The 13,417-nt window shown below is 41.6% G+C and carries 11 protein-coding genes and 1 pseudogene; 7 read left to right on the top strand and 5 right to left on the bottom strand.

The genetic code is table 11. From position 1 onward, the window contains the following. Nucleotides 1-30: 30 nt before the first annotated feature. Nucleotides 31-462, bottom strand: coding sequence for a GNAT family N-acetyltransferase (locus ACX93W_RS11915; RefSeq protein ID WP_459392589.1), 432 nt, complete (start codon nt 460-462; stop codon nt 31-33). 958 nt (nt 463-1,420) lie between these two features. Further along, nucleotides 1,421-2,614, bottom strand: coding sequence for a winged helix-turn-helix domain-containing protein (locus ACX93W_RS11910; protein ID WP_459392666.1), 1,194 nt, complete (start codon nt 2,612-2,614; stop codon nt 1,421-1,423). Nucleotides 2,615-2,868: 254 nt separating this feature from the next. On the opposite strand from ACX93W_RS11910, the gene ACX93W_RS11905 reads away from it, so the two are divergent. From ACX93W_RS11905 to ACX93W_RS11890, 4 genes are read left to right on the top strand one after another with little or no spacing between them, the layout of a single operon-like run. Beyond that, on the top strand, nt 2,869-3,933 hold the full coding sequence (locus tag ACX93W_RS11905) for a siderophore ABC transporter substrate-binding protein (protein ID WP_459392588.1): 1,065 nt from the start codon (nt 2,869-2,871) through the stop codon (nt 3,931-3,933). 31 nt (nt 3,934-3,964) lie between these two features. Continuing rightward, the gene (locus ACX93W_RS11900; RefSeq protein WP_459392665.1) at nt 3,965-4,975 is read left to right on the top strand and encodes an ABC transporter permease; all 1,011 of its coding nucleotides are present in this window, start codon (nt 3,965-3,967) and stop codon (nt 4,973-4,975) included. Continuing rightward, nucleotides 4,972-6,033, top strand: a complete 1,062-nt coding sequence (locus tag ACX93W_RS11895; protein ID WP_459392587.1) for an iron chelate uptake ABC transporter family permease subunit — start codon at nt 4,972-4,974, stop codon at nt 6,031-6,033. Before ACX93W_RS11900 ends, ACX93W_RS11895 begins: the two co-directional genes overlap by 4 nt. Further along, nucleotides 6,030-6,782, top strand: coding sequence for an iron ABC transporter ATP-binding protein (locus ACX93W_RS11890; protein WP_459392586.1), 753 nt, complete (start codon nt 6,030-6,032; stop codon nt 6,780-6,782). The genes ACX93W_RS11895 and ACX93W_RS11890 overlap by 4 nt, the downstream gene beginning before the upstream one ends. A 114-nt stretch (nt 6,783-6,896) precedes the next feature. On the opposite strand, the pseudogene ACX93W_RS11885 reads toward ACX93W_RS11890, so the two are convergent. After that, nucleotides 6,897-7,241, bottom strand: a pseudogene (locus ACX93W_RS11885) (SDR family NAD(P)-dependent oxidoreductase); the annotation flags it as partial. A gap of 74 nt (nt 7,242-7,315) precedes the next feature. Here ACX93W_RS11885 and ACX93W_RS11880 point away from each other — a divergent pair. Further along, nucleotides 7,316-7,969: a TetR/AcrR family transcriptional regulator gene (locus ACX93W_RS11880; RefSeq protein ID WP_459392585.1), complete on the top strand. Its 654-nt coding sequence runs from the start codon at nt 7,316-7,318 to the stop codon at nt 7,967-7,969. On the opposite strand, the gene ACX93W_RS11875 is transcribed toward ACX93W_RS11880, so the two are convergent. After that, nucleotides 7,966-8,148: a hypothetical protein gene (locus ACX93W_RS11875; protein ID WP_459392584.1), complete on the bottom strand. Its 183-nt coding sequence runs from the start codon at nt 8,146-8,148 to the stop codon at nt 7,966-7,968. The two genes, ACX93W_RS11880 and ACX93W_RS11875, sit on opposite strands and share 4 nt — an antisense overlap. A 67-nt stretch (nt 8,149-8,215) precedes the next feature. Between ACX93W_RS11875 and pdxR the strand changes: the two genes are divergently transcribed. Together pdxR and ACX93W_RS11865 are read left to right on the top strand one after the other, a co-directional pair. After that, nucleotides 8,216-9,634 (top strand): MocR-like pyridoxine biosynthesis transcription factor PdxR, encoded by a 1,419-nt coding sequence (pdxR, locus tag ACX93W_RS11870; protein WP_459392583.1) that lies wholly within the window; start codon nt 8,216-8,218, stop codon nt 9,632-9,634. Nucleotides 9,635-10,371: 737 nt separating this feature from the next. Next, complete coding sequence (locus tag ACX93W_RS11865) at nt 10,372-12,027, top strand: S8 family serine peptidase (RefSeq protein WP_459392582.1); 1,656 nt, start codon at nt 10,372-10,374, stop codon at nt 12,025-12,027. Between the two features lie 481 nt (nt 12,028-12,508). Here ACX93W_RS11865 and ACX93W_RS11860 read toward each other — a convergent pair whose 3' ends face one another. Beyond that, on the bottom strand, nt 12,509-13,282 hold the full coding sequence (locus ACX93W_RS11860) for a hypothetical protein (RefSeq protein WP_459392581.1): 774 nt from the start codon (nt 13,280-13,282) through the stop codon (nt 12,509-12,511). Nucleotides 13,283-13,417: the final 135 nt, after the last annotated feature.

The following is a 13,417-nucleotide window of genomic DNA, read 5'->3' as shown; positions in this document are numbered from 1 at the left end:
TCATTTGTTCCGGCCGTTCGTTCCAGTTAGTCAATCCATATTGTTGACTTCCCATTCTCTTTTTAGAATCGAATAAAAATACTGGTCGTGATACTCGCCGTTCCACTTTAATTCCTCTTTGAAAATTCCTTCTCTGCTCATGTTCAATTTCTCCATCAGCTTTATTGATTTCAAATTGTTTCTATTGCACATGCCAACGATTTTGCGGGCATTTAATTCTTGGAAGGTATATTGGACTACCAATTTAACCGCGTCGTACCCATACCCGTTGCTTTGATAGTCCGGAAGCATGCCAAAACCAAGCTCCCAACTGTGCCTATGCTCCACGTAGCTCCAGACTTGAGCGATTCCGATGGATATCTCCCCGTCATTCTTCTTTATTTTGATAACAAAATCATGATTATGCTTGGAATCTATTTGGTTCAGATATTTGTTTCTGGCAGCCTCTTTATCAGTCTCCACAAACACCTCGAAGTCCAAACCCCATGATTACATTCCAATTCACTGATAAAGTCCAAATCCTTGTCCGTTACTTCAGCGAGACAAACTCCGTTACCTATTACCTTCATTTTGCGACCCCTTTTGTGACTTTTGTGTAATCTGCCAATACTAATTATCCAATAGAGCAGCAACTTAAAATATGTAAAAGATATTTATATTCGTTTATTACCAGAAGTATGAAGAACCTATCAAAAAGAGGATAATTTAACCTTAACTGTTCTTTACCTTTCCTTTCAGAAATTTGATCCTTATGATTATAAATATCAGATGTTTCACATAGATATTATTCAATACAGGTGAAGTCGAAAGGAGTCCTTATGGCTAAATCAACCCGTGGTAAAGGCTTGTGGAACACCCCTTCCAGAAGTCGAGGAATTTGTCCGATCTGTCTATCAACCAGAGTCAAACTACTTTATTCTGCAACCAAATCAGACGGAAAAACATTGAAAGTGTGCAAGAAGTGCAGCTCAGTCAACGCGGCAACTGCTGATAAAGCTGTAGCGACAGTAAATTTAAAGTTCCGTAGAAAACATCGCAGAGAGTTACATCAACAAAAAGCGCTTGTGAATTAAAAGTAACATGGTCGACCGCATTACTAAAAACGTCTGCAATACTTCACAAAGATGTACAAAAAGGGGCTGTCCAAAAAGCCGATCCGCGTATCTGATTCAATTAAAAACGCTAATGGACATCCGTGTCCGTTAGCGCTTATTTTTTAACTTTTTGCGTTTGTAACGGACATTGATGTCCGTTACAGTGAAAATTATCCAATAATTACCCATTGTGGGGCTCTAACGGACAAGGATGTCCGTTAGAATTTCAAAATCTGCGTTTTACGCGTCTAACGGACTTTCGTGTCCGTTAGAGCGTTTGACTTTTTGGACAGCCCCTTGATTGTTATATGTTGAGGGTCAAAAAATCAGGTTGAAGACTCTGTAGAAATCAACTGGCAGTCGTTGAATAATGCAAACTTTTGAATACAGTTGTTTAGGGCTTTTTGCAGCTGCTTTGTCTGCTTAACGTCGTTTTCGTACCAGATGTTTTTCACAACGAGTTTCCCGGCTTTTCGTTCCGCAACTATCTCCGCCCGGCCGATAAAGCGATCTCCATATAGCAGAGGCAGCACGTAATAACCGAACTTCCGTTTAATTGCAGGCGTATATATCTCCCACGTATAATCGAAGTCAAACAATTCGTTGATCAATTTCCGATCCCATATCAAGTTGTCAAGCGGAGCAATCAGCTCGCAGCGCAATTTGGGCGCCGGATTTTGCAAAACGGCTTCAAGAAGCGGCACATCTTCCGCACGGCAATAAAGCGTATCTTTCATTTGTTCTACAGTAACAGCAACAATGCGATCCTCATGCAGCAATTGGCGGAAAACCTCATTTCGCTGCTCCGTTTTTAATCCCCATATATTCAGCCAGGCATCCGATGCGCGATTCCATAAAAGGCCAACAGCTCCGATTCGACGCAATACCCTCCACTTGTGATGCCGAGGCTCGTCCTCAAGCGGCTCCGGCGCATTCAGCAGATTGGACGTTATGTATTTTTCGGCAAAATCGTAGTATTTACGCGTTCCTTTTTTATGATGGATAATCAGCTCGCCCGTCGAATACATCTGCTCCAGCACTGACCGTGACACATTGTTTCCGCTGCTCCAATAAATCGCTGATTGCCAAGTAAAATCCCCATCCAGCTTTAGTTCATTACTGCTTACCGCACCGTTATGTTGAATAAAGCTCCGTACCTGCTCTGTCAATGTCCCCATTTCGGGGTACCGTTCGGCATGTCGGCGGGCGGCTTGTCTGTATCGCTCAAAATAAGGCCAGTCCTCAACAGGAGCAATCGCCAAATTTTTGTCCGGGTAATCGATCAGGAGTCGATCTTGATACAACAACTCGTCGAGCAATTGCTTGGTAAATCCTTTGACCCGCGACTGCAGCACCAACTCGGCGTTTTTCCCGCATACATCAATGGGGTCAAATTGAATACAACCGGCTTGCCGAACAAATTCCATAATGCCTTGTTTTCCAACAAAACGATAATCGTCCAATAGTCCATGCTTCAATAACAGAAATTGCCGCGCCTGATGTTTATTCAAATGAACCATGCCGGTATCAACCACGCTTATCCCTCCCCAACCAGTAGGAATCACACAAAAACAAACAAATGTTCTTATTAAATCTTACCATTGTGTGAACTATAAAAACAATAGTGATTGAAGGTTGAAAATTGATTTTGGTTTGATATAATGAAGAACGTTGCAATTGATAATCACTATCATAAAGAAGACGTGTTAGGATATTGATTTCAACAAACCATATTCTGCTTGTGAGTCAAGCTTATTTAACTAGGAGGATCTTCATGAAAAAATTCAATTTATCTAAACTAATGGTTATTTTGGCAGCAACTTTTGCCCTGGCGCTGACAGCGTGCTCCAATACAAGTAATGAACCTGCTAGCTCTGGTACTGCAAGTCCTACTGCTTCCAGTTCTGCCGCTAATTCCGATGCTAATAACTCCGATGCCGCCACAACCGTTGAAATTACGGATTCCCATGGAACAGTTACGGTTCCTGTAAATCCGACTAAGGTCGTCTCTCTGGATAACAGAACGTTTGAGACTTTAGCCGATTGGGACATTAAATTAGTGGCAGTGCCGAAGGATGTCATGCCAGCGGACTCAACCTATGTAAATGATGATTCGGTACAAAACATTGGTAATCATCGTGAACCTAACCTTGAACTTCTGGCATCTCTAGAGCCTGAACTAGTGATTGTTGGACAACGGTTTGCCAGCTACTATGAAGATATCAAAAAATTAGTGCCTAACGCGACCGTTATCGATCTTAATTTTGATGTTTCAGGAGAAACAGGAGTAGGAACCCCCGGAGAAAACCTGATTAACGGGTTTAAGGATGCGACAACGAATTTAGGCGCTATTTTTAACAAACAAGAAGAAGCTAGCAAATTGAATGCCGACTTTGATCAAGCCATTGAAAAAGCTAAAACGGCGTACAATGGAACCGATAAAATCATGAGCGTTGTCGTATCTGGCGGCAATATCGGTTTCTCGGCTCCACATACTGGTCGTGTCTGGGGACCGCTGTATGAAGTTTTTGGATGGGCTCCCGCGTTAGAAGTGGACAAATCTTCTTCCGATCACCAAGGCGACGAAATTTCGGTTGAAGCTATCGCACAAAGCAATCCGGATTGGATTTTCGTCCTGGATCGTGACGCAGCCGTATCTTCTCAGGAAGGTTCCGTTCCGGCTCAAGACGTAATTGATAACGCTCCTGCTCTTAAAAACACAACTGCTATTACTAAAGAACAAATTGTTTATGCACCAAACGATACTTACACAAACGAATCCATCGAAACGTTCCTGGAATTGTTTAACGACCTTGCGGATGCTTTAGCCAAGCAGTAAAAAGGAGCAAAACGTAGTGCGCAAAAACGTTATACCACAACTTGCTGGGGTTGAGCATTCTCAACCCCAGCGTCATAACCACAAAAAGCTATGGACCATCCCTTTTATTATCGCGATAGTTGCAACGATTACTTTGGGCGTTGTATCACTTCTTACCGGAGTTTATGACATACGGGGACAAGCGGATGGCATGGAGATGTTTTTCATCACCCGTGTTCCAAGAACGATTGCCTTAATGCTTACGGGTGCCGCAATGGCAATGGCTGGACTGGTGATGCAGCTTATAACGCAGAACCGTTTAGTGGAGCCTACCACAACGGGAACAATGGAATGGTCAGGTTTGGGACTTATGTTTATTTATCTGGTCTTTCCTGCTCCATCCTTAGTGTTAAGAATGACTGGCGCAATCATTTTTTCTTTTATAGGAACAATGATTTTTTTTCTGTTTCTAAAAAAAGTTAAACTTCGTTCGTCCTTAGTTGTCCCCATTATCGGAATGATGCTTGGAGCCGTTATTTCTGCTTTTTCAACCTTTGTTGGACTTGTTTTTCAAATTACTCAAAATATCGAAAATTGGTATGCAGGCTCCTTCTCGTCCGTTCAAGTCGGCAGATATGAATATTTATGGATCATTATCGTGGTTACGATTCTTATTTTTGTTTGCGCTGATCGGTTGACGTTAGCAGGATTAGGCGAAGATATCGCGACCAGTTTAGGCGTCAACTATAATCGAATCATACTGATCGGCACTGCTCTTCTTTCATTGGCAGTTGGCGTTGTTGCAGCTGTTATTGGAAACCTGCCCTTTTTGGGGTTAATCGTGCCCAATATCGTTTCCATGTTTAGAGGCGACGATCTCAGGAGCAATTTGCCGTGGGTATGCGTGCTAGGAATGGCGACTATCATTGCCTGCGATATTTTGTCCCGAGTCATTATTATGCCGTTTGAAATACCTGTTTCTATGATACTTGGAACTGTCGGGGCAGTCGTATTTATCATTATCCTGTTACGGCAAAGGCGGTCAAGAAGGAGGCCACGATGAGAAAACTTGCAAGTAGTCCTTCCTTACCTGTCGATATCGATTCTGGCCGTCCTAAAAAAAGATCAGCCAGAGCCTTCCGTACCAGGAAAGAGGAAAAGCGTTATTGGATTTTGTTGATCACCTTGTTTGCTGTGGGCATTATTTTTTCGTTTGGACTACTGGTATATAATAATCCGGTACCGGTAACCTCGCCTTCTTTTATACCTGTTGTTTCAAGAAGGGTAGTCGCTCTCGTTTCGATGCTGATCGCAGCAATTTGTCAAAGCCTATCTACGGTTGCTTTTCAGTCGATTACGAATAACCGAATTATTACTCCGTCGCTTTTAGGCTTTGAGGCTATTTATTCAACCATTCATACGAGCACTATCTTTTTCCTTGGCGCTGCGGCATTTGCGAATTTTAGCGGGGCCGATTCCTTTTTATATCAAGTTGCCGCAATGGTTTTGATGTGTTTAATTCTTTATGGATGGCTGCTTTCCGGCAAGTACGGAAATTTACAGCTTCTGCTTTTAGTCGGTATTATTATTGGGACGGGGCTAAGGTCAGTGTCTTCTTTTATGAGAAGGCTTCTTTCACCCTCCGAGTTTGATATCCTGCAGGCCAAAATGTTTGCTTCGGTCAATAATTCGGATTCTGCTTATTTCCCGATTGCCATTCCAATCGTCATTATTGCAGCAATTCTTCTGCTAGCCAATGCCAAGCGGTTAAATGTATTGGCGTTGGGTAAGGAAGTCTCTACTACCTTGGGGACAAAACATCAAATGAGCGTTATTTATACGCTTGTCCTGGTTTCTATTTTGATGGCCGTTTCTACGGCTTTGGTTGGGCCCCTTACCTTCTATGGTTTTTTAGTTGCCACTTTGAGTTATCAGGCAGCGCAAACCTATGATCACAGATATGTGTTCCCCATGGCTCTTGCTATCGGTTTTGTGATCCTGACGGGTGCATACTTTATTATGAATCACGTATTTCATGCCCAAGGCGTGGTTTCCATTATTATCGAATTAGTGGGCGGGCTAACCTTTTTAATCGTGATTTTAAGGAAGGGTTCTTTATGATACAGATCGATAATGTCAAAAAGTCGTATGCAGCCGAAGTCGAAATTGGCCCTCTGAATATTAAAATACCAAAAGCCGGCCTTACTTCGCTAATCGGGCCTAACGGTGCGGGCAAGTCCACTACACTTCTCATGATCGGAAGACTGTTGGATTTGGACGAGGGTCAGATCAAGGTTGCCAATATGGATGTTTCCACCTCCAAATCAAGCGATCTGGCCAAAATTGTAACGGTTCTACGGCAAGAAAATCATTTTGTAACCCGGCTTACCGTTAGACAGCTTGCCGGATTTGGACGTTTTCCTTATTCTAAGGGAAGATTAAACAATGAGGATGAAGCTATCATTTCTAAATATATTGATTTTCTCGACTTAACAGCTCTTGAAAATCGATATTTGGATGAGCTTTCCGGCGGCCAACGGCAAAGAGCCTATGTCGCGATGGTTTTGTGTCAAGAGACGGAATACGTTTTATTGGACGAACCTCTCAACAATCTCGATGTCGCTCGTTCGGTTCAGATGATGGAGCATCTGAGATATGCCGCTAACGAATTTGGTCGAACCATTGTTACCGTCATGCATGACATCAATTTTGCGGCCAAATATTCGGATCGCATTTGCGCGATGAAGGATGGCCAAATCGCCGCTTTTGGAACCGTTGCGGAAGTGATGGACCCGGACGTTTTAACCGATATTTTTGAGACAAAAATTGAAATTATCACTGGTCCTTATGGACCGATTGCGATTTATTAGTGGCCTAACGAAATAAAAGCGGTTTGATATGACGGTTCCCATCAACTTAAAAACAGAGGGGCTGTCCGAAAAGTAAAAGCCTAAAAATGTGGATTTCTCAGCATTTTTGGGCTTTTATCGTGCACGCAGCATTCGTCCAACCACAAAAAGCATTTGTTTTGTTGTGAAGAAACGAGACATTTGAGCAGAAATAACGTTTTTTAACCCTGGGATGGCATATACCTTTTTAGCTTGAAGCGCTCGGAGTGCAACCTGAACCACATTTTCCGGAGTATCCCGCTTCCCGACGGAAGCTTCATCCGCTCCTGCAACGTTAAAAAATTCTGTTTCCGTTGACCCGGGACATAACGTTAGAAACTGTACGCCGCGTTTTCTATTTTCCTCCCATAGGGCCTGTGTAAAGGATAATACGAATGCTTTTGCAGCCCCATAAACCGCCATATTAGGCGTAGGCTGAAATGCTGCTGTTGAGAAACACGCCTTAGAGAAATCGGTGAATACTGAAAACTAACGTTTTAAGGGCGTGAAAGCACATGCACAATCCATCCAATAACCCTTCCATAGACAAACATCAAGTAACAACCTACCCAAATGTCAAACTTCAACATAATGAACTTTTGAGGCGTAACATTATTGAAGCAGCTGCACTGATTATGGAGGAATCCGGTCCCGCAGCCGTAACCATTCGAAAAGTTGCTGAAAAAATGGAATGTCCTACAAAGGTCATTTATAACTTGTTCGGCAGTAAGGAAGGCCTTGCCAAAGAACTGTTTATGGAAGGCTGCAAATTGTTAGCTGACGCCTTTCGGACTGTTCCCGTACAAGCAGATCTCAAATCATATCTTCTTGATCTTGGGCAAGCCTACTGGAGTTTTTCGAAGGAGTATGCAAGCTACTATATGGTCATGTTCGGTGGGGCTTTTAGCGAATTTAAACCGGAAGAGGAAAGTTTGCAGGCTATCGGAACCGCATTGCAGCAAATAACCACCATCATTACAGAAGCGATTGAGCAGGGATTTATTTCGGAGAAAGACCCTATTCTAGTTGTTAATCTTGTTTGGGCATCGCTGCATGGTGTTATTCACCTGTATTTAGGGGGACACATTCCAAACGAAGCAGCAGCAAAAATGCTGTACGACAGATCCGTGGCGAATTTAATCAACGCATTTTTCAGAGAAGATCGTTAATGGAGTAACCAAATATAAGCCGCTATTATGGAATCATTCATTGGTAAAAATATACCCATTGTCAATTTATCAGGAGCAAACATCCGCCGGAAACCTGGGTGATCACGGAAAGCAGCAGTATCCGATGTTCCATACTGTTGCTTCTCTTTTTGTTCAATGCCGTCTATTTTTTTGTCCATTTGTAATTCCTCCTCAATTATATGAATCCAATCTACAGGGCCAGATTAAAAACCGGGGAGATTCCGAATGATTGATTTAACATTAATTTTAAACAGAAGTTCCGAACATTCATTATACAGACAGCTTTATCAATACATTAAGAATGAAATTTTGAAAGGGAAATTGCCAGCACAAACGCGACTCCCCTCCATCCGTGCACTCTCTACCCATCTCCATATTAGCCGCAATACAGTAGATTTAGCCTATCAGCAGTTACTAACAGAAGGTTATGTTCAAAGCAGACCAAGAAGTGGCTTATATGTAATGGATATCGAATTAGATGAGTTACCCAATTTCGAACCTGAACGCAACCATAGTTACCAAATCCACAAAAAGCCTAGCCATGCCATAAACTATGATTTTCGTTATGGAGATGTAGATGCAGATCATTTTTCAATTGCGACATGGCGTATGCTATCCAATAAAACCTTGCAGCAAAACAAGGAATTGCTGTTTTGTTACGGTGATCCTCTGGGAGAGGCTGGACTCAGAATAGAAATTGCCAACTATTTGCACAGCTCGAGGGGAGTAAATTGTTCTGCTGATCAAATTATAATAGGAGCTGGCATCCAGAACCTGCTCGGCATATTTTCTCAATTAGTAGCCTCCACTCATAACAGCATCGCCATGGAAGATCCCGGTTACGACGGTGCGCGGACTGTTTTCATCCATAACGGCTTAAGCATCTATCCTATACCGTTAGATAGGGATGGATTTACTATTCAAAAGCTACATGAGAGTACCTCCCGAATCGTATACATTACGCCTTCTCACCAATTCCCATATGGAATGGTTATGCCGCTCGCAAAAAGAATGCAGCTATTAAAATGGGCAGCTGAGCACAATGGCATCATTGTCGAGGACGATTACGACAGCGAGTTCAGGTATGTCGGCAAACCGATTCCGTCCCTGCAGAGCTTGGATACTCATCAATGTACGGTTTACCTAGGAACCTTTTCCAAATGCCTTTTGCCATCATTGCGCATTGCATACATGGTTCTGCCTCCGGCCTTGTTAGAGCTTCACGCTAAGCAAAATTACAGATTATACGATCAGGCCGTGTCCCAGATACACCAGAAGACATTGGAGATCTTTATGAAAAATGGACATTGGGAAGCTCACATTCGCAAGATGCGTAATGTCTATCGCCAGAAACAATCTACTCTTATTTCAAAGATTCAAGATTTAATGGGTTCTCAAGCGTCGATAATCGGTCAAGATGCAGGACTCCATATTCTATTGCGGGTACATAATGGCATGGAGGAACAACAGCTGATACAAACTGCTGCCCAAGAAGGCGTCAAAGTTTATCCGGTATCTCCCTTTTGGTCACAGCAATCTCAAGCTGAAAGAAATATGGTTCAGCTTGGTTTCGGCGGCTTGAATAAAAACGCGATAACTGAGGGCATTCATTCCCTGCAACGGGCATGGTTTGGGGATCGTTGAATTCGAGATCGGGGATATATGAATTTCATCTACTCCTTCTCCTTGAAGAAGCCTTTTGTCTGAGCTTTGTTGATTCAACGTTCAAAAGCAGAGTCTATGAGGTCATTTTCCTGAAAATTAGGAGTTTAGAATCAGTTAACGTCAATAAATTACATTAAAAGGTAATTATTCGACATTATCTCCTACCGAACATATGAGAAAGAGAGTAAATAGAAGTTTTAACCTGATATCTATATCTTACTATCGTTGTTTACGCTTACCTCAGATTTGATCCAGTATTTACCTTAATCTATACTGTAAATTGTTGGATCATTTATCCAAATAGAATAAAATATTAAATATATTGGATGCGAGGGAGTGATAGACTTGTATTCGCAATTAATCAGAACGTAACCTATCGCAATCGACTACTCTTTATCACTTTCATTCAGCTTTTTGATTACTTTTGACTTCTAAACGGTAGTACTCGGAACTAGAAAAAGAAACGATTACAAAGGAGAGAGATTATTATTACACATACTTACTCCAAATTAAAAAAAATGTTGTCCGTCATTCTAGCCTCGACCTTGCTTTTATCATTAGGTACTTTGTCAAATGGAGCATACGCTTCAGAGAATGGGCAGTCCTTTCCAACGAATACATCATACTCAAATACTACAACTTCAATATTCGAAGAGAAAATTGTTGTCAAACTTAGAGACCAAGCCTTCCTTCCGAGCAAGGAAGGAAAACTTCAATTGCAAAAAGAAGTATCGCCGCTATCCGTTGTCCCAGAATTATCGTTTGACCCGCTAATCTCGCAGCAATTCTTGCCGTCAGCTAACAAAAATATTAATGCTAGTCAGTTTGCATCCGTGTTTGATCGCTATTATTATTCCAAAATTCCTGCTGGTGCTGACGTGGAACAGTTGTTACAAAAGTTGCGAAGCTTATCGCTCGTTGAAGAAGCATATATAAGTAAAAAACCAGAATTAGCCAATTCACCTTTACCAAATACAACAATTGTCCTTCCAGATAACGATCCACGCTTCTCATTACAAAGTTATGCGCAAGCTATTAACGCTCCGTATGCTTGGCAATTTGAAGGTGGCGATGGAAAAGGAACCCAGTGGGTCGATGTCGAGTGGAGCTGGGCTTTAAACCATGAAGATCTAGCCGCTCATAACATACAGCTTTTGCCAGGTGGCCTTAATGATGGAGATGGAAGTCACGGTACATCTGTACTCGGGGTTGTATCCGCAGTTGACAATGCTATCGGCAATATAGGGTTAGCTAATAAAGCAACGCCCATTGTATCCTCGTTAGTTCGTCCAGGTGGCGTAGCAGAAGCCATTTTAGCGGCTACACAAGTATTATCTCCGGGTGACGTTATTCTGCTCGAAATACAGGTCGGTTTTGGTGGTCCTTGGTTACCTATCGAAACACAGCCAGCAGAGTTTGATGCAATTCAATATGCAACAAACTTAGGTATTATCGTTGTAGAAGCGGGAGCCAACGGTGGTGCTGATCTCGATCAGTACAAGCATTGGGATGGTACATACATTTACAATCGGGATCTCCCGGATTTCAAAGATTCAGGAGCAATACTTGTAGGAGCGGGATCATCAACTGCACCTCACTACAGACTCGACTTTAGTAGCCATGGCAATCGAATCGACGTTTTCGGTATTGGAGAGAACGTTGCTACCTTAAGTTCAAGAAGTACTGATTCCACAACTGGTTATACCGACTACTTCAATGGAACATCCTCCGCTTCGCCTGTCGTTGTAGGTGCGATTCTACAACTGCAAGGGATTGCTAAAGCTAATTTCGGCGAGCCGTATTCACCAGCTGAAATTCGTAGAATACTGAGATGGTTACCATTCAATACTCCGACTTCCGATATAGCAAATGATAGAATTGGTACCCTACCAAATTTAAAAGAGATTATTTCAAATTTACCAAAACCAGGTGATGTACCTAACGATACAGAAGCACCATTAGCACCAACAAATGTGTTTGCTAGCGATGTCAGCAGTACAGTTACCTTGAATTGGACAGCTTCAACGGACAATGTTGGATTGGTCGGTTATGATATTTATGTGAATAACGATCCATTTGCTGTTGCAAGATCAACTAGCAACTCCGTAACGATCAGTGGATTAACAAGTGGTTCATATACGTTTACTGTCAAGGCTCGGGATGGCTTTAGTAATTTGTCTGAGGAAAGTAACTCAGTAACCGTTCAAGTTGACGATTCTCTTACTCCATGGAGCGCTTCCTCCATTTATGTTCAAGATGACATTGTCTATTATAACGGAGTGAAGTATCAAGCCAATTGGTGGACGCAAAATCAACGTCCAGATCTGCATAGTAATCTCTACGAAGTTTGGACTGTGCTCGGTCCTTACTAAAAGAAACATAGTAATTGCCTTGCCCTTATTCAAAAGGACAAGGTAATAGGCTGACGGGGCGAACTCGACGAGGACTTTTAGCGGTAGAATTAGATGCCTTGCTCGTACGTTCGATGCTGTTTCTTCGTAGCGTCTCAACCACTTCCTGCGCGCGGACTGAACCCCGGGGTTCGCCACCTGGCAATCAATACAAAAAGGAATGCCATCACGTAATGTGATGGCATTCCTTTTTGTATGTAGCCTAGGGGGATCGAACCCCTGACCTCATCGCTGCAAGCGATGCGCTTTCCCACAGATGTTCATTTACACCCTTAAGATAACTTACTTACTATTATATAAGAATTTGTTCACTTTCACAAAAATCAGGGGGTTGTTTTTCTGATTTTGAAAAATCTATAATACCTCCTATTCCCACTTGATAGCGCTAATAGCGACTTAAGATTAATTCATATTCTGAAACATAGCTGTATCTAACTGTTAACTAATTCTCATCTGTAATTTTACACATATGAAGATAAGAATTAATTACTGATTGCCTGAGGGCAAATGCCATTCTCCACATTACATTGTTTGGAGGTGCCTTAAATCCATGCAATTTATGAATGATAGCGACAACTGCAAGAATAAAATAATATAGATGCTCGTTTAATTTACTGATCGTTCTTATAGATGTTCGAGAATACTTACCAAACAATGTTAATTCACAGTTTGATACTTCATCAAATGGAAATGCAAATGAACCTAATACACAGCTGTAATAAGCATTATGGGACATATCTGAATAGAACTTATAAGACTCGATTCGCATCATTTTAAAGTCATCTATTAAGCCATTTGGTAATCCAAGAGTTGATTCAATCTGTGCTAATTTTTTATTTGTATGTTCAAAACGGAAATTCTTATACCAAACATTGTTAGCAACATCTTCATTGATACCATTTGCATATACTTGCATTTGCTCCTTGTTAGATGTAACCACAAGAGTAAGTGTTATTAGTTCAATTAGTGGTTTCATTAATAGCCTAGCTGAGCTATCAAACCCGCTTTCAGACAATCTTACAATTGACAATGAATGATTTGTTAACTGTATGATTAAGTTTTGTGATATTTGGTTTGCATCATTACTGTTTATTAACCAATCTTTTGGTAATGGATTCTTCAAATTTTCTTGACTTACCGCAAGACTCAATGCCCCCAATGCAACTATAGCAATATAGGAAAAAGAAAAATCCAAATTAAGTTCTTCGCGAATCACCTTAGTATTTCTGTTATTTATCCAATTAATATATTTTAATGTTTGATCTAACTCTTTAAGAGTCACCACATTTATAAAATGGGATTCGGGCAGTATTGGATTTCGCTTTGTGTAGCATGCTCGTCTGTCCCACCG

Source organism: Paenibacillus sp. CAU 1782 (genome assembly GCF_054551715.1).
This window is presented reverse-complemented; position numbering and strand designations above follow the sequence as displayed.

Excerpts from the sequence above, each read along its gene's own strand:
- ACX93W_RS11910 (WP_459392666.1), bottom strand. The coding sequence starts at position 2,614 with ATGGTTCATTTGAATAAACATCAGGCGCGGCAATTTCTGTTATTGAAG.
- ACX93W_RS11895 (WP_459392587.1), top strand. The coding sequence starts at position 4,972 with ATGAGAAAACTTGCAAGTAGTCCTTCCTTACCTGTCGATATCGATTCT.
- ACX93W_RS11890 (WP_459392586.1), top strand. The coding sequence starts at position 6,030 with ATGATACAGATCGATAATGTCAAAAAGTCGTATGCAGCCGAAGTCGAA.
- ACX93W_RS11875 (WP_459392584.1), bottom strand. The coding sequence starts at position 8,148 with ATGGACAAAAAAATAGACGGCATTGAACAAAAAGAGAAGCAACAGTAT.
- ACX93W_RS11880 (WP_459392585.1), top strand. The coding sequence starts at position 7,316 with ATGCACAATCCATCCAATAACCCTTCCATAGACAAACATCAAGTAACA.
- pdxR (WP_459392583.1), top strand. The coding sequence starts at position 8,216 with ATGATTGATTTAACATTAATTTTAAACAGAAGTTCCGAACATTCATTA.
- ACX93W_RS11905 (WP_459392588.1), top strand. The coding sequence starts at position 2,869 with ATGAAAAAATTCAATTTATCTAAACTAATGGTTATTTTGGCAGCAACT.